This window comes from Cytophagales bacterium, from assembly GCA_033344775.1.
Lineage (GTDB): Bacteria > Bacteroidota > Bacteroidia > Cytophagales > Cyclobacteriaceae > JAWPMT01.
In genome coordinates, this window is the sequence record JAWPMT010000005.1 from 235,619 (window position 1) to 256,210 (window position 20,592).

The window sequence follows — 20,592 nt, forward strand, 5'->3', positions numbered from 1 at the left end:
ACTGAAATGAAAACTGAAAAAGAGCTGATCAACGACGCGATTGACCAGGCCCAAGCCTATTTTAATCTACCCCGATTCAAAGGTGTGAAACGACTTTTTTCGGCACGCCAGGTCGTGGAACAACAAGGCACCATTTACAATGACTACAGTATTGCGAAAGAAGCAGCCGCTGAATTCTATAAGGTCTTAAGAACCAAATTTGATCAGAAAAAACAGATCACAACCTTCGGTCCCTACACTCCTAGTCAGGCAGTTCAAATGAAACGATCCGGCATTGAAGGCATTTATTTAGGCGGCTGGGCTACTTCTGCAAAAGGATCAGTAACAGAGGACCCGGGCGCAGACTTAGCCTCCTATCCTTTGAGTCAGGTACCTGATGAAGCAGCAGGCATTGTTCGTGCTTTATTGACTGCCGACAAAAACCAGCGATTTCAAAGGCTCCGGTTATCCGAAAAAGAAAGAGCGCTGATGCCTTTGGTAGATTTCCGTCCATTCATCATTGCAGATGCAGATACGGGTCACGGCGGAGATGCACATGTTCGTAATTTGATTCGCAGGTTTGTAGAAGCAGGTGTGCCGGGATATCACATTGAAGATCAGAAGCCCGGGACCAAAAAATGTGGTCATCAGGGAGGCAAGGTATTAGTCTCTTGCGATGAACAAATCAAACGGGTCAACACCGCGAGACTTCAATTAGACACAATGCGCGTACAGGGACTTATTGTTGCCAGAACAGATGCAGAAGCAGCCTCTTTGATTGAAAACATTGCAGATGAACGAGATCAACCTTTCGTTTTAGGTGCCACCAACCTGGAAGTTCCTTCTTACAAACATGCATTCCTGGTATTACAGCAATACCTAAACGAGATCGGTGTCATCGACATCAAAGGGCATGAATTATATCAAATCAGTGAAACCGATGCAGGTGCAGCCCGAATCTGGCTGAAAAACGCTGGCGTCCTGAAAGCAGCGGATGAGCTTATTCCCGAGTTGACGAGTCTAGAAAATGATGTATTTGAGAAAGCTTATAATGACATCTCTACTACCCTCGTTTCAACTTGGGAAGATGATGCAGGTGTCATGACCTATCGGAGTGCCGTTGCCATCATTATTGAAGAACTTAGAGGCGATGGCGAAGACGTAGGCATGTGTCATCAGGAATGGTTGAAGTTCGCTAAAACGGCTTCACTTAAGGCAGCACAGGCAAAAGCGGCTGAATTAGGTATTGATGTGAAATGGGATTGCGAGTTGGCACGAACCCCTGAAGGTTACTATCAAGTAAAGGGTGGCATTCCATTCGCGATTGCAAAATCATTGGCAGTGGCTCCTTATGCGGACCTTTTATGGATGGAAACTAAAACGGCGGATTTAGAAGATGCCAGAAAGTTCGCAGAAGCCATTCATGCCATATATCCAGATCAAATGTTGGCTTATAACCTCTCACCTTCTTTCAACTGGGATACTACGGGCATGACGGAAGAAGAAATGAGTCAATTCCCGGAAGAGTTGGGCAAAATGGGTTTTGTATTCAACTTCATCACTTATGGTGGACACCAAATTGATGGGTTAGCCACAGATGAGTTCTCTAACTCTCTGCAAACCGAAGGCATGCTGGCCCTGGCCAAAGTACAGCGGAAACTAAGATTGCTTGATTCCCCATATCGTACCCCGCAATCACATGTGGGCGGACCAAGATTAGACAGTGCGCTCGCTGCTTCATCAGGTAGAACGGCTACCACCAAAGCGATGGGTAAAGGTTCCACTCAATTCCAGCACCTGAAGCAAACAGAGTTACCCAAAACCTTGCTTGCCGAGTGGATTGATACCTGGAAAGAGATGAATGACATCCGGGAGAACATTCAGGTATCGTTGAAGCCACACTTACCTGGCTCTGCTGTGATGGAATTGTCACTACTCTCTGAGCATGGCAAATTGGCAAACATCGTCTTTACCATCATGACGGATCGCAATAAGTTGAACTTGCTATCTGTTCGTGATCAGAATACGTTCCACACCAGCTTGCGCAGAAAGCGATTGATGACCATTCTACATCTGTTCCTGATCAAGCGTTATTCGACTTTTAGCATTCACTACCTCACGCCAACAGTGGATAATAGCCGTCAATGTGAAGGCATGAAACGCATGAAAATCTATAAGGATTTCTCTGAGGAAGTAGGACACATCATTGTTGCTGATGTGAACAAGGAAGCCATTGAAAATGACCATTTCATCGACACAATTCTTGAAAAAGAAACTGTCCTAGCTTAACTATATATTCGATTTGGTTGGTCGCCATGGCTCCTTGGGCTGTGGCGGCTTCATTTTAGACCTCAGCTTGATCTTAGTAAGTTCCATATGAATGATTACGACTTAAATAACCGTTAAGTTTCAAGCCTATTTCCTCATATCAACAATCCGACTCAACTTCCCGCCCTGACTCATCGGTATTTCGCCTTTGTTCAGCAGCTCAATATTCATGGAAATGCCGATATTGTCTTTGATCTTCTTTCCAAATGATCTGGCCAAATCCTGATTAGCGATCTCCACTCCTTCAGCCACTTCCACTTTTACCAGTACCTGATCCATGGTTCCATCACGAGAAACTACTAACTGATAGTTAGGAATCAGGAAATCCATATCCTTGATCACTTCTTCCACCTGGGTGTAAAACAAATTCACGCCTCGGATAATCAACATATCATCCGCCCGACCTTTGATGGTGGACATTTTAATATGGGTCCGTTTGCCATTGGAATCGTAATGCAAGGAGCAAATGTCATTGGTCCAATACCTGAGCAATGGCATGGCTTGCTTGGTCAATGTTGTAAAAACAAGCACTCCTTCCTGCCCATAAGGAAGCGGTTCACCTGTATCCCTATCTACTATTTCGGGAAAAAAGTGATCCTCCCAGACATAGCTACCCGTGCCCTTCTCCTCTACATCTTCCTGTGAAACTCCCGGACCAATGATCTCGCTCAAACCATAAATATTGGTTGCTTCAACATTCAGACCTGCTTCTACTTGTGAGCGTATGGTTTCTGTCCATGGTTCTGCACCTAGCACTGCATATTTTACAGCCAAACTACCGGTATCAATTCCTCGTTTTGTACACTCTTCGGCTAAGGTCTGCGCATAGGATGGTGTACAACAAATGACCTCCGGTTTAAAGTCCTGCAATATCATCAATTGGCGATCCGTCATTCCTCCCGAAACCGGAATAACCGCCATACCTAGTTTGGTCGCACCTCCGTGCATACCTAACCCTCCTGTAAATAGCCCATACCCATAGGCATTGTGTAATTTCATGCCCGGCCGAGCTCCTGCACAAACCAGTGACCGAGCTACTACCTCATCAAAAAGCGCCAGATCCTGATGATTATAGCCAACCACTGTTGGTTTCCCAGTGGTCCCGCTGGATGCATGAATTCTTCTGATCTGATCTTCAGGTTCGGCAAACAACCCATACGGATACTGATCTCTTAAGTCCGTCTTTCTAGTGAAAGGAAGCTTGGACAGGTCGTCAATCCCATTGATATCATTGGGGTGAATACCTCTTTCTGAAAGCAGCTTTCGATAAAAAGGTACATGATCGTATTGTCGCTGTAGCATGGTTTTCAATCGCTGAGACTGAAGTTTGCGTAGCTCATCTAAAGGAAGGGTTTCTCTTTCGGGGTTGTAGAGCATGGGGTTTGGGTTAGCTGTCCTTAAGGTAATTCCATAATCATCTCCTGCAATCGAGATTACGGACATTTTTGACCCTTTTGAAATTTTAAGGTCAAAAATTCCGAAATGACGGGGTTGAAAAACTTCTATTCCAGTTTCAACTTCTCAGGCACATCCTTCAAATGTGCGTAGGGAAACTGACCAATTTTCCTCAAGTCATAGTAGCCATCCAGGCCTGAAATTCCTGCCGAACCCAGAGTTTCCAAATTCAATTGACCGGTTTCACTCATGGCCTCATCAGGGAAGATCAAATGCTGTACTTTCCCGATCATTAAAATGGTCTTATTCACCCTGATCGGTATTTCATCAACCAATTCCAATCCGAACTTCAAGGGGCTTTCTTTTACAAAAGGAGCATGGAATCCCTCAATATATTCCTCCTGAAAACCACAATATTCAAACTCACTCTGCTCTTTGGGGAATTTAGCAGAAGTGAAGTGCGCATTTTCCACCATTCCAGTAGGGACATGGTTGATGGTATAGACACCCGTTGCTTTGATGTTCAAATAAGTATCCCTCGGTTTTTCATCTTGAGGACGCATGACAAAGCCAATCACTGCAGGATCACTTCCCAGGTGCACCACACTGCTAAATATTCCCACATTGGGGAAACCGTCTTCTGATTTCGTGGCAATCAAATTGGCAGGTTTGATACCTGTCATGGAATTAATCAGATTGGCTCGCTTGAAGCGTTCCATTTGCTCGATATCATGTTTTGAGTAATACACTATAGATCATTTGAGGTCTTATTAATTGAAAAACCAGCATTCTCAAGTATTGTTTTGAATGATTAGAATTGTTTTCTACTTGGATTGTAATGAGTCCTGAGGTAGTGAAATAGCGATTCGATTTTATATCTGTCCGAATGATCAGTCAATTTTTGTCTTGAATCAGGAAAAACAAGAATGATTTCCCGGTATCTCACACGATAACTATTGGTCCTTTCTTGCCAATAGATCAGATCTTTAAGATCATAATGCTTTTCTGAATAATGTCGTTTAATCATCAAAGAAGTACCAGAATGATTGACTTTAATGTAAATCCTTAGATTAGCCAAAACCATCCAAAAGAAGGATGCATTCAGTAAGAATGAAAATAACACCAATTCAATCTCTGTTTGATATATCCAGATAGCATGAGTCAAAAAATACTTACCAGCAGGAAAAAGATGGAACCCCCAAGGAAGAGACAGTAATTCACGAAATGCTTCGATTATCTCGTCAATCGATAAATCAGTACAGCAGCTCTTTTAGATTGCATCGGAAATGTATGCAAATGTCCCGTCTCGTGAATGGTATGATCATCTGCTCCAGCCATACCCAGGCCATCCAATCCCATCTCAATGTATTCGGAAGTAAAGGAAATATCCGCGGCACCCGCATCACTTGGATTCACAGGCTTCACCGGATCAAAACCCAGGTCTGTACTTACCTTACTGAACTGCTCCAGCAATGCATAATTCCCATCTGTAGGAGCAAAAGGCGGATAGCCTTCTGAAAATTCGATGATCGCGGAAGTGCCAGGCAAATTCCGAGTGACAATTTCCATCATGGTATTTTGTGCTTTCTCCAATTGCTCAGGAGATAAACACCGAATGTCCCCAGTCACCGTCACTTCTTTTGACACGACATTGTCTTTTCCATAGGCTGTACTGCTATTCTCAACTTCCGAATAATTCACAGTTGTACCGCCAGCAAACATACCAGGGTTAAAGGTCAAAAATTCTTCAGAAGCTAGCTCTTCATAAAATTGATACAAGATGCGCGAGGCTTCATAAATGGCCCCTGCACCTACTGAAGGTTTGAATATCTGCGAAGAGTGTGCAGCATTCCCGGTCACAGTCAACTTCCAACCAGAGGAACTTCTTCTTGCCACATTCGCGGTGAGCGGATTACCATCTCCATTCTCAAAACCCAGAGCTATATCGGCCCATTTCGCCGCCTCGATCAATTCTTTTTTGGATTCAGACAATGGTGAACCACTTAGCTCTTCATCACCGGTCATCACTACTGTGATGTTCATTTTTTTCAACAACCCCTGTGCATGTAACGCTCGTAGTGCTTGTAAAATGATCACATCTCCACCTTTCATGTCGGCAATTCCAGGGCCTTTAATGGTATTCTCGTCTATCTGTTCCCATTCCTGCGCCGGGCTATCTGGCTCAAACACGGTATCCAGATGACCAATTAGTAGCAATTTCTTTCCTTTTCCTCCTTCAATTTTAGCTACCAGGTGACCGGCTCTGTCAAAGGAAGAACCATCCGCCCATCGCACTTCCATTCCCAGTTCTTCAAAAAGCGGCATCAACTCTTTTCCAACTTGCTGAACTCCCTCAAAATTCATGGTCCCGCTGTTGATGTTGATCAGCTTTTTCAATAAATCCAGGGCATTTTCATTGTTGGCATCCATGTATTGCGCCAGTTTTTTCTCGGTTTTATTGAGTTGAGCAGTCGCAACGGTGATGAAGTTCACCAATACCATTATCAAGAGGAAGGAACGAATCATATGTATCAATTTAGGCTCTAATATAGCATGAAGGGCTATTTCCTATATCAGTATGCGTCTTTTTGGGTAAAAGGAATCATGGTTTTTCGGTAAAAATCCAATAAAAAATTACCCTTAATTGGGTATTGTACAGGCTGTTGTGGTAGTCTACTTTTGGAATAGCTTGAAAAAGCTGATCAACTAAAGCTTTCTAGCTTAACACCGCCCAAAGGGACCCTCATCAAATGGTGAGGGTCTTATTTTTTATATAATATCTAAAAAGTAGATTAACATCCGAAATCAACCATTCTTATCATTCACCACGCTTCCTTTCCGTTCTTTTTCCATTGAAGAAAAAGAACCAAAAATTCTAGGCTGGATTCATTTTTTAACGCTTTTTAAGCCAAAAGAGCAAGAATAAAATAAACTCGCCATGTGATTCACTTAATGAATCTAAACTACATAAGTCTCGAACAGAATTTTATTCTTTACTGCTCTTATTCGTCTCAAAAAACTAAAATGGATCAAGGCCAATCCCAAAACGTGAATTTGCGTCTATCAATGCGATATGGCTTTAATCTAAAAGTAAGACAGAAGTTTGACTTACTTTTTCAAGTAATCTCTGATAGTCTTAGCTAAGGCATCAGCTGCACTTGGTTGCATGCGAAACCACAACTCCGGCTCGATCAATTCCATTTCTCCCAGGTTCCATTGGTCTTTATCGTTCTTGATCAAGTCTACCCTTGCATAAAAGGGTAGTGAGGGGCAGGATTTCACTACATGTTCCGCAAAGGCTATTGCTGTTTTGTCTGGTTCTTCCATTCGAATACTCCCTCCAAAGTCACTTTGCACGCGATAATCACCCGCCTTAGCCACTTTCCGAATGCCATGAGTTACTTTACCATCAATGACGATTATCGATAACTCACCTTCTTCAAGGACCCGACTCAAAAAAGGCTGAATCATCATGGTTTTATCCTTACATAAGTTATCAAACATGCTTTGGGTTGATGCCTGGCTCAACACTTCATAAGTAAGTCGGTGTGTGTCCCTGGCCGTTGCAGAAATGGTAGGTTTAATAACGATTTCATCCCATCCGTACTTGTCGGCAACCCCTCGAAGCTGTTGCTGCGATCCTTTCACGACGAGCACCGAAGGCACAATACTGATGCCTTTCGACTGCAGGTCCATGAGGTAGGTCTTCTCCACATTCCAAAAGACAAGCTCCTGAGGGTTGATGAATTCGGTTAAAGACTTGATTTTTTCGAGCCATTGCTTAAACTCGGAGAATCGATCAAAATAATCCCAGGTACTGCGAAAGATCACGGTTTTTGTCAAAGACCAATCAAATTCAGGATCATCCCAGGATTTTCTATCAACATTCAGCCCTTGTTGAAGACAAGCATCCATTAGAATTTGATCGTCTTCCAACACGTCCAAATCGTAAGGTGTAGGATCAACCGGATCCAGATATCGGGGATCCGTCAGAATAACAAGGTCCCGCATTTACTGTGCAACAGTAAGGATATCTGTCCCTAAGACCCGGTTACCTGGCAATTCGTACCAGGTACGATTATTCGGAATCTTCATACTCCCCACCGTGAATAATCCTTCCGTGGGAATGTATTCGCCTTTTCCGGCCGCTTCATCCTTGTAGAACTTATAAGCGATCATCGCAAAGTTGTCCTTGCGCATATAGAAATACCAGATATCTTTTTCATAGGGCACACGCAACACATAGCACGCTACTCCATCGACCTCTTCCTCAGTATATGTTTCATCTAGATTTGTACCTGGATCTTTCAGCTTCATGGGTAACCCCCATAAATAGGTGTAGTAATTGCGGAGCATCAATCCACGTTCGGAGGTACCTTCTCCTTTTTCTACCACACAATCCTCTACCTCCACTTTATAGACTTCCTCGTCATTACGATTCAGCTTAAAAAAACTCTTGCTGTTGTCAATCATAGCAATTGTTTTTCTATCTGGTCCATTAGGGCGGGTTTCTTTGAAGGTCAGCTCCGTTTTGAGTGAAGGCCACTCACCTTTGGGATCATGAAAAGCAATTGAATTATTCAATATTTCCTCTGCGGAAAGTTGCTGGCTTTTGGCCAGATGAAACAACATGACTAAACAAAAAGAAACCGTCAGTAATCGTCGCATGGTATGGTTTTAAACCTCAAAAAAACAGATGTCATATGGACACCCTTAAGTTGAATAATTTTTGTTTAAAAATACATCCTTCTTCTGTTAACTAAAGCGATACGATAAGCGTTATGCTATCTATGGAAGAGTCGAAACAGAAAACGGCGAAAAAAGCCATCACAAAAGAAAAACTGCAACTTCGATTTATCGAGTATTTGTTGTTGAATGAGCGGACACCTACTTCGGTATTTGCTTTTTGTCATTCACTGAAAATCAAAGAGGCAGACTTCTACGATCACTATAATTCGTTCAGGGCTTTAGAGGGGGATATTTGGAAATCATGGTTCGACGCCACGTTGGATATCCTGCACAAAGACGAAGCTTATGTCCAATATTCCGTTCGAGAGAAGTTACTGGCCTTTTATTACACGTGGATAGAAGTCATCAAAGGAAACCGCAGTTTCGTATTGATGAAATTCGATCGGATGCCTCAGAAAGAGATCAATCCTGAATTCTTCAAGCCTTTGCATCATGCTTTCAAGGAATACGTCAATGATCTATTGTTAGAAGGAAAAGACACAGCAGAAATCGCAGATCGTCCATTTAGCAAACAATATGACAAAGGATTTTGGATCCAGTTCATGTTCCTGACCCGATTCTGGGCCAAGGATGACAGCCACGGATACGAACAAACCGATGCTGCGATTGAAAAGGCGGTGAATTTCTCCTTTGACCTGGTGAGCAAAGGTCCATTGGACTCCTTCCTCGATCTGGCGAAATTTTTATATCAGAGCAACAAAATTTAATTCATTTTATGAAGGAACAAACCACGATCCCAACCGGAAAAGTGTCCAGGGCGGTAAAATTTGTGAAGACGGGAGCAAAAGTGGGTGGCAACTACATCAAGCACTATGGTAGAAAGCTTGTGGATGCCAATGCTTCCAGAGAAACACTGGATAAGGACAATGCGACAGACATTTATCAGTCGCTAAGCGAATTGAAAGGTAGTGCCTTGAAAGTGGCTCAAATGCTGGCCATGGACAAAAACCTGTTGCCCAATGCCTATCAGGAAAAGTTTGCCATGGGGCAATACAGTGCACCCCCCTTGTCCTTTCCACTAGTCGTTCAGACCTTCAGGAAATACTTGAAGAAATCCCCGAACGAATTCTTTGATTCTTTCACTAAAAATGCGGTTAACGCGGCATCCATTGGACAAGTGCATAAAGCTACTATCGGTGACAAAGAATATGCCGTGAAAATTCAGTATCCAGGTGTCGCGGATAGTGTTCGATCGGATCTGAAATTGGTGAAGCCGATCGCCTTGCGAATCCTAAGTCTCAATGAAAGAGAGTTGGATCAATACATGGAAGAAGTAGAAGAGAAATTGCTGGAAGAAACGGATTATCATTTGGAAGTTCGACGTTCAAAAGAGATCTCCAAAGCTTGCTCTCACATTCCTGACCTCTTTTTCCCAGAGTATTACGAAGAAATGTCAGCCGAGCGGATCATCACCATGGATTGGCTCAACGGCAAGCACATTAAAGAATTCCTGGCCACCAATCCTTCACAGGAAGTACGCAATAAGCTTGGGCAAGCCATGTGGGAATTCTATCATCATCAGATTCACAATTTGAAGCAGGTTCATGCTGATCCTCATCCGGGGAACTTCCTGATGACCCCAGAAGGAAAACTTGGCGTTATTGATTTTGGTTGTGTAAAGGTGATCCCTGAAGATTTCTACGGACCTTACTTTGTCCTCATGCGCAAGCAGATCGTTGACAATGACGAGGAATTGATGCAAGTATTACTGGGCCTCAATTTCATTTATGAAGATGATACCGAGCATGAAAAAAAGGTTTTCCTACACATATTCAAGGAGATGACCACTTTGCTTGGGCGGCCCTTCCATTTCGACACCTTCGATTTTGCGGATGACGCGTATTTCCAACAGATCTACGACCTGAGTGATCGACTTTCACAGATGGAGGAGTTGCGTAAGTCGAAGCACCCAAGAGGCTCAAGGCATGGCTTGTACATTAACCGAACTTACTTTGGTTTATACACCCTATTAAATGAATTGAGGGCAAACGTTACCACGACGAAGCCGGAGTTTTTCGATTAAGAACATAAAGGAGGAGAGCATCGGCTTTCCTCCGCCTTTTCTTCATTCCTGCTATCCGTTCTTACCTTAGCCGCGCTACCTGCGCCATTGCCTAACCGGGTACCATTGCTATCGGGTCTAGGGTTATAGGGTCCTTCGATTTAGGCGTTTGATACACCCCTGCCTCCTCTCAAGAGGTGAAAAAGCCTTCTTTTCTTTATCTTTCAACGATGAAGCAAATCCTAACCTTAACCCTGATTGCCTTACTGCTCGCTTCTTGTGGATCGGAGGAACGCGACCTCCCCTGGAAGTCCATTGAAGCTGACCTTCAAAAACGTTTCATCACCACCCCTGATTCAGCAGTCATTGAATTGCCTGCAGGCTATTTCATGTTTACTAAGAGCATTCTTTTAGATGGCAAAAAACACATCACGATCAAGGGAGCAGGAGCAGAAGAAACGGTCCTTTCATTTGCCAACCAAACCGAAGGCGCCGAAGGACTCAAAATCAGTAATTGCGAAAACATCACGCTTCAGGATTTCACCATAGAAGATGCTCCTGGCGATAACATCAAGATCACGGATACGCGCAACCTGACTATTCAATATGTAAAATCACATTGGACAGGAGAACCCAAAGAAACCAATGGGGCCTATGCCTATTACCCAGTACTTTGTAAAAATGTATTGATCCAAAATTCCATTGCAGCAGGTGCCAGTGATGCAGGAATCTATGTTGGTCAATCTGATTCTGTAATCATAAGAAACAACAAGGTCTATCACAACGTGGCGGGCATTGAAAGTGAAAACTCCAAATGGGTAGAAATCTATGGAAATGAAGCTTTCCAAAATACGGGAGGTATTTTGGTATTTGATTTACCCGGATTGACTCAGTTTGGGCATACCACACGGGTTTACAAAAACGTAGTAGAGAAAAACAATTTCAAAAATTTCGCGCCAGAGGGTAATATCGTCGCTACCGTACCTCCGGGTACTGGCATCATGTTGCTAGCTACGCGAAACATAGAGATTTTTGAAAATGTAGTGACCGACAATAAAACCGCAGGATTGGCGATAGCCAGTTATGATCTGGTTTCGGCTTTAGGCAGCGGAGAAGGGACGCAATTGGACAACAACATAGAAACGGCGAAAAACGACGAGCGATACGACCCCTACCCTACACAGATGTATGTCCATCACAACCAATTTGACAACAGTCATTGGTTCCCGACTTTGAAGAACGATTTTGGACTGCTGTTCCTGACCAAATTCCCTTTCAATACACCTGATATCGTCTGGGATGGCATTTCTCCTGATCGCACGCAATTAGGATTTTGCCTGAGTGAAAATGGTGAAATCAACTTTGCTGACCTGGATGCAGCCAATGAGTTTGAAGCGCTGACCACAGAATGGACGGCTTTCGATTGTGAAGGAACACGAATTGATCAGAAAATTACTTTATGAAATACGGAATTTTAGGATGGTTGATCTTCGTTTTTGCGTGTAGCCCAAAAGAACAGGCCCCGAAGCAAATCGAAGTAGTGACGTTGGGCGGAGATACTGAAATTCAAGAAAAACAACGCCTTTCCGAGTGGAACTTATTTGTTGGCGAGTTAAAAACATTTACGGCCGCGGCTGGAATGCTCCCCTATGACCTGAACACTCCGCTGTTCAGTGATTATACCTTCAAGGCACGTTTTGTGAAACTACCAGAAGGAAAAGCAGCCAATTATCATGCTACGGAAGTGATGGAATTTCCGGAATCCACCATTCTGGTCAAGAACTTCTACTACCCTGTCGACTTCCAAAAACCTGAAGGTGATCGACGCATCCTTGAAACCCGATTGCTCATCAATGAGGGTGAAGAATGGAAAGCTTTGACCTACGTATGGAATGAGGAACAAACAGAAGCTTTCCTGGAAATAGCAGGCAAATCTATTCCTGTTTCGTGGACCGATGGTTCTGGAGAGCTTCAAAGAATCAATTATTCTGTTCCTAATCAAAATCAATGCAAGAGTTGTCATGAATTCAATGGAAAAATTGTCCCTATTGGGCCTACTGCCCGACAGCTTAACCACGATTTCGATTATGCCGATGGCGGACACAATCAACTAAAAAAGTGGGTAGAATTAGGCCTATTAGAAAACATCGATCCTCCTCAGCAGTGGCCTACTTTGGCCAAATGGGACGATCCTCAAACAGGCACCTTAGACCAGCGTGCCCGTGCCTGGCTGGAAATCAATTGTGCACATTGCCACAGAAAAGAAGGTCCTGCAAAAAACACTGGGCTACACCTCCTGGCTTCCACCAGTACCGATTACGAAATTGGCATCAACAAGCCACCGGTGGCTGCTGGACGAGGCTCTGCCGGATTGAAATTCGGCATTGTACCTGGGAAACCAGAAAACTCCATCCTCATGCATCGCATTAAGTCGCTAGATCCGGGAGAGATGATGCCTGAAGTCGGGAGGAAGCTACAACACATAGAAGGTATCGCCTTGGTCGAGGAGTGGATCAGGGAGATGGATAATTAAATAGAGACATCTTTGCTTTACTTTAAAATACAACAACTACTGAATCAATTGAACTACAAGATGTTTTTCAATTGGATCATACCGATTTCTGCGTTCTTGATTTCATTCATTTATTACTTCCCATCCTCCGACTTGATTTACGTCATATTATCATCGCTTGTAAGGACTGGTATGATCTACGTGATTGGATGGATGTGGCTTAATGTATATGCTAGCTTTAAATCACCCTCCTCTCAAGCTCAGAAAAAAATAACCCTCGGCACATTAATATCGAGTGAACATATTACCCCTGAGAATTATCATAAAACTGTATTTTTCTGTTGGCTGTTGTGGTTGGCACAAATGATAATCGAGATTATTTAAAGAGTACCCATCTGATCAACAGCAAAGTTATTCCCACACTCTCTTTTTAATTGACTTGGGTCATTCATAGACTCGCTTCAGATCCTTGAGCAGGTTCTCCGAAATGGCCGAAAGGGTACCAATTGCAGACTTATTTCCCTCAAAAGTGTATTTGATCTGATAAATCAAATGTTCAATTTCATTGAGCTCATTAGATAATTCCTGATTAAGCCATGGATATTTCTTGGGATCAATAGGAACATCGTTCCATAGGGCTTGCTGAATCGACCAATAGTCATTGAGTCCTGGTGAAATCATTCGCTCCCGTAGTTGGTCATTGTCCTTTTCAATGTAAGTACTCCATTTATTGATGTTCTTATAATAATTAATGATCCTCCATCGTAATCGACCGTTCTTCAAAGAATAAATGCGGCTGGTATTGAGCATCTCTTCGTAAGTGGTTGTATGTGCTTCCACTAAATACAAACTGACCAATTCAACCGCGATGATCCCAAGCCGATCATCCAGTGTCTTTTGCGTCTGGATCAATTGCAAGACCGAATCACATTTACCGATTCTTACATCAAAACGTCTGTTCAGAAACTCATAGCGCTCGATATCACTCTCCATGTCATCGATCATACGTTCCATGGTCTTTTTCTGAACGTTTCTGGCTTTTCGCCCGTCGTTCCAGTTATTCAGCAAAAGCGCTCCCAGAATACCCAAGGTAATCACCAGTATCTCCAGAAAATACTCCGGCCATTTTTCCTTTAGGGTTTTGAAAATGATTTTCATATTGACTAGTTTGAATGCTACAGCATTTTCAAGATAACAGGATTATTCGAAATTCTTTCTCCTCCAAATTCCGCGAGAGTTTTGGGATAAACGCCATGAATTTCGATTAGAGAATGGATCGCTCCTTTGTATAAATGTTCATTGGGGTCTGATTCCATAAGCTGTACAAAAGCTAATAACCTGTCCTTGTTTTTGAAATCTTCATTGTCCAAGATATACCTATACGCTCCCCACTTGTAGTGCTCTATGTTTCGATCGTTTGAAATGGACCACTCTTCCATTTGTTGCTGAATGACTCCTTGAGGTAAAAAGCCTAACAAAAACCATTCCTCGTTATATTGAATGATTTCGACAAATTCATCTGGTGTCATGGCTCAATTAATTGCCAGGCAAATTCTCCATCAAAAAACGGATCTGATTGCCACCCATGATCTGGGTGATTTCTTCGTCACTGAATCCTACGGTCATCAATGCTTCAGTCAGTAAAATGATTTGTGAAGCATCAAAAGGGACGGTCACGGCTCCATCAAAATCGGAACCTAGACTCACATGTTCCACACCGATCAGGTCAGCAGTGTAGCGAATGGCTCTTGCAATGTCATTCACCGACTCGCCTCCTGAAGCTTCTTCCCAAAACCCCAGGCCAACCATGCCCCCATTTTCGGCAATGGCACGGAGCTGACGATCACTAAGGTTTCTGGGGCTATCATGCACACCTTTAACGCCAGTATGCGAAACCACCACAGGTTTTGTGGTCATTGCCAATACTTCGTCAATCAATTGCTCTGATGCATGTGCCAGGTCTATGATGATGGACTCTTCATTCATGATGCGTACCACTTGTCTACCCAGGTCTGTTAAGCCGCCTTGCTCTACACCCGCAGAAGATCCACCAATTTCATTGTCGAAAAAATGCACCAGACCAAACATTCGATAACCTGCATCGATCAATACCTGAAGGTTCTCCAGCTTCCCTTCCATGGCATGAAGACCTTCAATGGATAACATCCCGCCGATTTGACCACCATTCGTATTCCATTGTTTCATGAAGTATTCCAGGTCGCCTCGCGTCTTGATGATCACCAGATCCGAAGATTCATTAGCTGCGTCGTGTAAAACCTGACTTTGATGGAGTGCTCTTTCAATTAGGCCAAACCAACTGGATACTGGCCAACGATTGGCCATGGACAGCAACTTGATCTGATCTGTTCTTTCCGTGTTGGATTCATAATTGAGTCCTTGAGGCACTTTAATCACCGCATCGAATACCTGAATGGCAAAATTCCCTTCAATCAAACGTGGTATATCCACATGTCCATGATCGTGTTTGGTCAACGGATCTCGGTCCCACAGCAAATTGTCTGAATGCCAATCGGCAACAGCTATCGTTGCGTGAAGCCTTTTGGCTCTTTCAGATACAATAATAGGTTCGTTAATATCCCTCAATCGAACGTTATTTTGTCGGTCGACCCACTTGCCCACAACAAAGAAAAACACCACTAATCCTAGTAGAATTAGGACACCCAGCAAATCTCTAAGGGCACGCATAAACCTTCCCAAAAGGGTTCTTGATTCCTTCACCATGGGATAAACTTAAGCAGGATCGACTACTGACCCAAACCCAGTGCCGCTACAATTTCCTTAAGAACAGGTTCTCCGGAATTTCCATCAGGAACATATTCTACAATACTTGCCCCGACCAAGGGGATTTCTCTTACCAATTCATTCAATTGTTTCAAAAGTGTATCAATCAAAACTCCGCCGGGAATAGGCAAAAGCAAATGAGGAAATGAAGATGGGTCCAATACATCCAGGTCAATATGGACATAGACATGCGCTTTTTCTTTTTCGAGTACGCGATCCACGACTTGAGTGATATTTTCGGGGGTTACCACCTGAATTTGATTGGCAGCAATGTAACGCTCTTCTTCCTGATCCAAATCCCTGGTCCCTGCTAGCACCACCTGATCCGGATTCAACTTCGAAAAAGCATGTTGCAAAACATAAGGATCAGACTCACCAAGCAAGGCTCGCAAAGGCATTCCGTGAAAATGTTTGCTGGGTGAAGATTGCGGCGTATTTAAGTCTCCGTGGGCATCCAGCCAAAGTACGGTGAGGTTCCCGTGGTAATAGTTATTAAGGTAAGAAACAGGGGCAATTTCCGCCGCGCATGTCCCTCCAACCATAAAGATGGATGCAGGCTTTTCTTGTTTCAGCACATGCGCTGTGGCTTTCAATTGACGCAGGTTGGCTTCAAATCCAATGATGTCATTCTCAAGAAACAGGTCTTCTTGCTCAGGCACTGGAATGCTGGTGAACTGGTGGGTGGTAGACAGCAATTGCTGTAATCTCAATGCTCCGAAATAAACAGAGTTGGACTCGGCGTAGCCCTGCCATTCGGGGAAACAAAGATTTAGATGCTGATCCATTCTGGGTATTTCGTTTGGAATTACGAAATTAGTGATTCAAGACAGCAACTCATTCAAAACAACTGCTCATGGGCGACTTTGACTTCAGTTTAAAGTAAAAAATAGCCACCTAATTGATGCTCCAAATACATTGCACCCTGGTACAATAAGAGATATTTCAAACAATTAGTCGTAGTATCCGGTTTACTCTTCAAACAAGTAGCGAAAAACAATTAGCATATATGCAAATTACCTCTGATATCACTAAAAGCGGACTCTATCTGGAGGGTGTTGAGCAAGGGATTGAAAGAGGCATAACTGAAAATACGATCAAGCTCACCAGAAATATGCTGAACGAATCCAGCTTATCGATCGAACAGATCGCAAAAATTGCTGATGTATCTGTAGATTACGTGGAACAGATTCAGAGAAAGGAAATTTAAGAAACCCCCTGATTGTATATTGCCAGGAGATCTTCATGATCATCCGGATTAAGCATTTGTCCATCCTGCAGCATGATGAATCGATCTGCACCATCGAAGTACTTCTCATCATGGGTAATGATCAGTAAAGTCTTTCCTTTGGCTTTCAAATCCGGTAGTAAGGTGCGGTAATACACCTCTTTGTAGTAAGGATCTTGTGTGGCAGCCCACTCATCGAAAATGTAGAAAGGCTTATCATCCAAATAGGAAAGTAATAATGCCAATCGTTGACGTTGACCAGTCGATAAATTCGTGGTTGAAAGTTTGTTATCCTCAATCTTGACTTTCTTATCCAGCTCTAACAGCTTCAGGTACTTTTCGACATCAGCCTTTAAGCGTTCAGCATCTACATGACCTAAATCAGTGAAAAGGAAGAAGTCCGTGAAAATGCTATTGAAGTTCTCACGATAAGCATCCAGATTTCCTTGTTTCTGCTCAACGCCTGCCATCTCAATGCTTCCTGATTCCGGAATGTAAAGCCCACAAATGATCTTCGCTAATGTACTTTTTCCACTTCCATTGCCTCCAAGCAGGTAGATCATTTCCCCTTTATTGATCTCCAGGTTGATAGGTCCCAGCTGGAAAAACTTCTCCTCACCTTCATGGTAATACTGATAAGTTACATCCTTCAGCTCGAGATAAGTCTCTGACTTTTTGTTAAAATCAGGAGCCTCGATGGTGCGATCAATTTTTGCTTCATCCAGCATCAGACCTGTACTTTCTATCTGTTCCAATGCCACGTCAATTTTACCGAGGAATGGCAAGAAGCTACTGATATTACTTAATGGAGAGATCGTAAACAAAGCCACCATCAAAAAGTCCTTCAAGGTTGCGAAGGTCACAAATTCTGTATTCGAAATGATGATCAAAATACTCCCAAAGCCTATGAGCAATACCATTTCCGCAGATCGGGAAAAAACAGATACCCAAATATTGGACCATAGGTTGTATTCTTTCTGATCTCTGGCTGAAGGAAGCAATACGTTTTCAACGAAATTGTCTCGCAACCTGAAGTTCAATAACAATTCCTTTAAGCCATTGATCAAAGCATTGAAATGACCCAGCAGGTCTTTCTGCGTATCACGAGACTTCCGCATTTTATGCTTAAAGTTGTTCAACGGCTTTTGGAAGAACCCATAAGCCAACGCAAACAACAATAAGAAAACGAAGATCAATTGCCAGGAAATGAAGGCCATATAAACAAGAGCGCCCATCACCATGGTGATAGAGGTCAGGATATTTGGAAAACGTGTAACAGCCTGTACCACACTCATGATATCATCCGTTAAAATGGCGAGCAATTGATTCTTACTTCGCTCCATTTTAGTAAAGGAGGCTTTCATGATCTTGCGACTAAGGTCTACCCGTAAGTCCAGAATCACGTCCTGGCTCATTCTAGTCACATAATAAGAAGCGGTAACGCTGGTTGCCCCATAGATCAGCCATAGCCCTAAAAATGCAGGAATCAGATATCCAAAATTCAAAGCTCCGGGTTCCTCTGGGTCATTCAATGAAGCTACGTCCTCTTCATTGAGGTACCATTTCGAATCAATGACCTGCTGGCTGCCATCACGGATGTTATGAATTTCCACACCATGACTGATGCCCTCGTTGATGCAGTAGATCATACCCATCAGCGCGAGTCCGGAAATAGCTCCAGTAATAACAGCCACATAAAATATGACCGGTGATTTCTTGAAAAAGAGATAAATGATCTTCATAATCGCAGCGCGAAGCTAAAGCCAAAACTTTTCCCTGTAGTAATCGATGGCTTCCTGAAACCCACTTTCCAGGGTATATTTTGGCACAAACTCTAATAGAGATTGGTCCTTGGTTTCATGAATGGTCCAATCAGTGGCCAGGAGTTCTCTGATCTTGGGTGGATTGTAATGCCAGGATTTGCCTAAAAACTGATTGTAGAATGTATTAACGTAAAGTGAAATGTTTCTGACTAATCCTGCTGGTATGTGAATACCCAATGCTCGCTTCTTTCCCAGGCCATTTTTAATGGCATTGAGCAAATCTTTCTGACTTCTCACATGACCATCATGTCCATAAAACGTCTTTCCTGTAAATGGTGCCGAAAGGAAGATCAAATTAGCCAGGTCGAATCCATGAATGAAGGTGAGTTTTTGGTCCCTACTTCCCATAGACAATGAAATGCCCCACTTCACCAACTTTACCAACTCAAAAAAAGCAGCATCTCCTGAACCATAAACGGCAGTCGGGCGAACAATTACATAGTCGATTCCTGAGGTCTTTACCACCGCTTCAGCTTCCGACTTACTAACCCCGTAATCTGAAATGGGGTCGTCTTTACCTTGATAATTAGGACCTCTGGCCGCCAAACTAGAAACGTAAACGAAATTGGAAGAGATCAATCCACCTTGCAAAGCCTTGATCAGGTTTCCGGTCACTTCTACATTTCCCTTTCGGTAAGCATCGATATCTATGGCTTCTGTAACTCCTGCATTGTGAATCACATAGTCGAACGGACCGTACTCAGATAGCGTGTTCTTAAGGTTCGAGTAATGCTGGTAATCTAATCTTAAGATGGTAACATCCAGATGTTTGATACTAGATATATTACTCCTCTTCCTGACTCCAGCGTAGACCTTGTATCCTTCGGAAAGGGCTCTTTCAAGTAAATGCCTACCGACAAAACCATTGGCACCAGTAATTAATACAGATTTCATCAGTATCAGTGTTCAATGAGAGAAGGACATGGCGTACGCTCCATATCTACCGTGGTGAGATAGTGATAGGTCTACTGAAGACAGGTATTCTCCATTAATAAAGAATTGAGGCACCTGATCTTCATTCTTTATAATAGCAATGCTTCCACGATCCTGCCCCAGGTAGAGCGCCAATGCAGCAACCGCCTGGTCTCGAACTTCCGCCGATTGATGTTCATAATCTTCACCGGGACATTCGAAATGATCTGATCGTGTCTTTAGGTCATTTTCAGGTTTAGTGACCGTATGCAAGAACTGTTTTTGAATAGAGGTGATCGTTCTCACAATTCGGTCTTTGAATACAATTTCAGCAATGAAATCGTTTGTATTTCGCTTCAACGATGTTACGCTATAATCTATCGGGAAGAAGCGTCTACCATCCCAATCACCCTGAACCAAAGATTTGAATGTGGCTTCTTTCAAAGACCACAACAACCAAAGGCCCGTGTTTCCATCGGGAAGGTCTTGCAGCAGCCATTCGTCCTCAGTAAAACTCGAACTTTTCAGTCGTTCATAATACTGAGGTCGATGCTTACTTGCCTCATCCAGATCGATGATGTCGTTACCGATCGGCAAAGATTAGCTAGCAGCTACTGCAAGCTTCGCTTCTACCACATCAATACTTGAGCCTACAGTGATCATTTCATTGATAGACTCATCATCAATCATGATATCGAACTCAGACTCAATGTCCAATACGATATCAACGATGTGTGCAGAGTTGATCTTCAAATCATTGATCAGATCAGACTTCTCATTCATCGCACCAAAAGCATCATTGTCGCCAACATAAGGTTGGATCAGATCTTTCAATTTGGAAAGTATGCTCTCTCTATTCATAATT

The 20,592-nt window shown here is 43.1% G+C and carries 19 protein-coding genes; 6 read left to right on the forward strand and 13 right to left on the reverse strand.

Annotated elements, in window-relative coordinates:
- Positions 1-6: 6 nt before the first annotated feature.
- Complete coding sequence (locus tag R8G66_18910) at positions 7-2,268, forward strand: isocitrate lyase family protein (protein ID MDW3194455.1); 2,262 nt, start codon at positions 7-9, stop codon at positions 2,266-2,268.
- 126 nt (positions 2,269-2,394) lie between these two features.
- Here R8G66_18910 and R8G66_18915 read toward each other — a convergent pair whose 3' ends face one another.
- The 5 genes from R8G66_18915 to R8G66_18935 all read right to left on the reverse strand — a co-directional run bounded on the left by R8G66_18915 (position 2,395) and on the right by R8G66_18935 (position 8,370).
- Entirely contained in the window at positions 2,395-3,750 is a 1,356-nt protein-coding gene (locus R8G66_18915; protein MDW3194456.1) for a phenylacetate--CoA ligase, read from the reverse strand.
- A gap of 59 nt (positions 3,751-3,809) precedes the next feature.
- The gene (locus R8G66_18920) at positions 3,810-4,421 is read right to left on the reverse strand and encodes a flavin reductase (protein MDW3194457.1); all 612 of its coding nucleotides are present in this window, start codon (positions 4,419-4,421) and stop codon (positions 3,810-3,812) included.
- Between the two features lie 514 nt (positions 4,422-4,935).
- Positions 4,936-6,228 carry a M20/M25/M40 family metallo-hydrolase gene (locus R8G66_18925; protein ID MDW3194458.1) on the reverse strand — a complete coding sequence of 431 codons (1,293 nt, stop codon included), beginning with the start codon at positions 6,226-6,228 and terminating at the stop codon, positions 4,936-4,938.
- 582 nt (positions 6,229-6,810) lie between these two features.
- Positions 6,811-7,713 carry a hypothetical protein gene (locus R8G66_18930; protein MDW3194459.1) on the reverse strand — a complete coding sequence of 301 codons (903 nt, stop codon included), beginning with the start codon at positions 7,711-7,713 and terminating at the stop codon, positions 6,811-6,813.
- Positions 7,714-8,370: a DUF6503 family protein gene (locus R8G66_18935; protein MDW3194460.1), complete on the reverse strand. Its 657-nt coding sequence runs from the start codon at positions 8,368-8,370 to the stop codon at positions 7,714-7,716.
- A 122-nt stretch (positions 8,371-8,492) separates the two neighbouring features.
- On the opposite strand from R8G66_18935, the gene R8G66_18940 reads away from it, so the two are divergent.
- The 4 genes from R8G66_18940 (at position 8,493) to R8G66_18955 (ending at position 12,986) form a co-directional block, all read left to right on the forward strand.
- Positions 8,493-9,158 carry a TetR family transcriptional regulator C-terminal domain-containing protein gene (locus R8G66_18940; GenBank protein MDW3194461.1) on the forward strand — a complete coding sequence of 222 codons (666 nt, stop codon included), beginning with the start codon at positions 8,493-8,495 and terminating at the stop codon, positions 9,156-9,158.
- A gap of 8 nt (positions 9,159-9,166) precedes the next feature.
- The gene (locus tag R8G66_18945; GenBank protein ID MDW3194462.1) at positions 9,167-10,474 is read left to right on the forward strand and encodes an AarF/UbiB family protein; all 1,308 of its coding nucleotides are present in this window, start codon (positions 9,167-9,169) and stop codon (positions 10,472-10,474) included.
- Positions 10,475-10,683: 209 nt separating this feature from the next.
- A complete protein-coding gene (locus tag R8G66_18950) occupies positions 10,684-11,916 on the forward strand; it encodes a parallel beta-helix domain-containing protein (GenBank protein ID MDW3194463.1) in 1,233 nt (410 codons plus the stop codon).
- Positions 11,913-12,986: an SO2930 family diheme c-type cytochrome gene (locus R8G66_18955; GenBank protein ID MDW3194464.1), complete on the forward strand. Its 1,074-nt coding sequence runs from the start codon at positions 11,913-11,915 to the stop codon at positions 12,984-12,986. The genes R8G66_18950 and R8G66_18955 overlap by 4 nt, the downstream gene beginning before the upstream one ends.
- 423 nt (positions 12,987-13,409) lie before the next feature.
- Here R8G66_18955 and R8G66_18960 read toward each other — a convergent pair whose 3' ends face one another.
- Genes R8G66_18960 through R8G66_18975 form a run of 4 tightly spaced genes read right to left on the reverse strand, consistent with a single transcriptional unit; the run spans position 13,410 to position 16,552 of the window.
- Positions 13,410-14,123, reverse strand: coding sequence for a hypothetical protein (locus tag R8G66_18960; protein ID MDW3194465.1), 714 nt, complete (start codon positions 14,121-14,123; stop codon positions 13,410-13,412).
- A 17-nt stretch (positions 14,124-14,140) separates the two neighbouring features.
- Positions 14,141-14,494 (reverse strand): hypothetical protein, encoded by a 354-nt coding sequence (locus R8G66_18965; protein ID MDW3194466.1) that lies wholly within the window; start codon positions 14,492-14,494, stop codon positions 14,141-14,143.
- Positions 14,495-14,501: 7 nt separating this feature from the next.
- Positions 14,502-15,707 (reverse strand): dipeptidase, encoded by a 1,206-nt coding sequence (locus R8G66_18970; GenBank protein MDW3194467.1) that lies wholly within the window; start codon positions 15,705-15,707, stop codon positions 14,502-14,504.
- Positions 15,708-15,730: 23 nt separating this feature from the next.
- Positions 15,731-16,552 (reverse strand): arginase family protein, encoded by an 822-nt coding sequence (locus R8G66_18975; GenBank protein MDW3194468.1) that lies wholly within the window; start codon positions 16,550-16,552, stop codon positions 15,731-15,733.
- A gap of 221 nt (positions 16,553-16,773) precedes the next feature.
- Between R8G66_18975 and R8G66_18980 the strand changes: the two genes are divergently transcribed.
- On the forward strand, positions 16,774-16,974 hold the full coding sequence (locus R8G66_18980; protein MDW3194469.1) for a hypothetical protein: 201 nt from the start codon (positions 16,774-16,776) through the stop codon (positions 16,972-16,974).
- Here R8G66_18980 and R8G66_18985 read toward each other — a convergent pair.
- From R8G66_18985 to R8G66_19000, 4 genes are read right to left on the reverse strand one after another with little or no spacing between them, the layout of a single operon-like run.
- Positions 16,971-18,734 carry a cyclic peptide export ABC transporter gene (locus R8G66_18985; GenBank protein ID MDW3194470.1) on the reverse strand — a complete coding sequence of 588 codons (1,764 nt, stop codon included), beginning with the start codon at positions 18,732-18,734 and terminating at the stop codon, positions 16,971-16,973. The genes R8G66_18980 and R8G66_18985 overlap by 4 nt on opposite strands.
- Positions 18,735-18,749: 15 nt before the next feature.
- Positions 18,750-19,709 (reverse strand): NAD-dependent epimerase/dehydratase family protein, encoded by a 960-nt coding sequence (locus R8G66_18990; GenBank protein ID MDW3194471.1) that lies wholly within the window; start codon positions 19,707-19,709, stop codon positions 18,750-18,752.
- Positions 19,710-19,721: 12 nt separating this feature from the next.
- Complete coding sequence (locus tag R8G66_18995) at positions 19,722-20,324, reverse strand: 4'-phosphopantetheinyl transferase superfamily protein (protein ID MDW3194472.1); 603 nt, start codon at positions 20,322-20,324, stop codon at positions 19,722-19,724.
- A gap of 3 nt (positions 20,325-20,327) precedes the next feature.
- The gene (locus R8G66_19000) at positions 20,328-20,588 is read right to left on the reverse strand and encodes an acyl carrier protein (protein MDW3194473.1); all 261 of its coding nucleotides are present in this window, start codon (positions 20,586-20,588) and stop codon (positions 20,328-20,330) included.
- Positions 20,589-20,592: the final 4 nt, after the last annotated feature.

What these genes read in the sequence shown, in the direction of transcription:
- R8G66_18985 (MDW3194470.1), bottom strand. Translation starts at nt 18,734, where the DNA reads ATGAAGATCATTTATCTCTTTTTCAAGAAATCACCGGTCATATTTTAT.
- R8G66_18960 (MDW3194465.1), bottom strand. Translation starts at nt 14,123, where the DNA reads ATGAAAATCATTTTCAAAACCCTAAAGGAAAAATGGCCGGAGTATTTT.
- R8G66_18980 (MDW3194469.1), top strand. Translation starts at nt 16,774, where the DNA reads ATGCAAATTACCTCTGATATCACTAAAAGCGGACTCTATCTGGAGGGT.
- R8G66_18950 (MDW3194463.1), top strand. Translation starts at nt 10,684, where the DNA reads ATGAAGCAAATCCTAACCTTAACCCTGATTGCCTTACTGCTCGCTTCT.
- R8G66_18955 (MDW3194464.1), top strand. Translation starts at nt 11,913, where the DNA reads ATGAAATACGGAATTTTAGGATGGTTGATCTTCGTTTTTGCGTGTAGC.
- R8G66_18975 (MDW3194468.1), bottom strand. Translation starts at nt 16,552, where the DNA reads ATGGATCAGCATCTAAATCTTTGTTTCCCCGAATGGCAGGGCTACGCC.
- R8G66_18930 (MDW3194459.1), bottom strand. Translation starts at nt 7,713, where the DNA reads ATGCGGGACCTTGTTATTCTGACGGATCCCCGATATCTGGATCCGGTT.
- R8G66_18935 (MDW3194460.1), bottom strand. Translation starts at nt 8,370, where the DNA reads ATGCGACGATTACTGACGGTTTCTTTTTGTTTAGTCATGTTGTTTCAT.
- R8G66_18965 (MDW3194466.1), bottom strand. Translation starts at nt 14,494, where the DNA reads ATGACACCAGATGAATTTGTCGAAATCATTCAATATAACGAGGAATGG.
- R8G66_18970 (MDW3194467.1), bottom strand. Translation starts at nt 15,707, where the DNA reads ATGGTGAAGGAATCAAGAACCCTTTTGGGAAGGTTTATGCGTGCCCTT.
- R8G66_18925 (MDW3194458.1), bottom strand. Translation starts at nt 6,228, where the DNA reads ATGATTCGTTCCTTCCTCTTGATAATGGTATTGGTGAACTTCATCACC.
- R8G66_18910 (MDW3194455.1), top strand. Translation starts at nt 7, where the DNA reads ATGAAAACTGAAAAAGAGCTGATCAACGACGCGATTGACCAGGCCCAA.
- R8G66_19000 (MDW3194473.1), bottom strand. Translation starts at nt 20,588, where the DNA reads ATGAATAGAGAGAGCATACTTTCCAAATTGAAAGATCTGATCCAACCT.
- R8G66_18940 (MDW3194461.1), top strand. Translation starts at nt 8,493, where the DNA reads ATGGAAGAGTCGAAACAGAAAACGGCGAAAAAAGCCATCACAAAAGAA.
- R8G66_18915 (MDW3194456.1), bottom strand. Translation starts at nt 3,750, where the DNA reads ATGTCCGTAATCTCGATTGCAGGAGATGATTATGGAATTACCTTAAGG.
- R8G66_18945 (MDW3194462.1), top strand. Translation starts at nt 9,167, where the DNA reads ATGAAGGAACAAACCACGATCCCAACCGGAAAAGTGTCCAGGGCGGTA.
- R8G66_18920 (MDW3194457.1), bottom strand. Translation starts at nt 4,421, where the DNA reads ATGGAACGCTTCAAGCGAGCCAATCTGATTAATTCCATGACAGGTATC.
- R8G66_18990 (MDW3194471.1), bottom strand. Translation starts at nt 19,709, where the DNA reads ATGAAATCTGTATTAATTACTGGTGCCAATGGTTTTGTCGGTAGGCAT.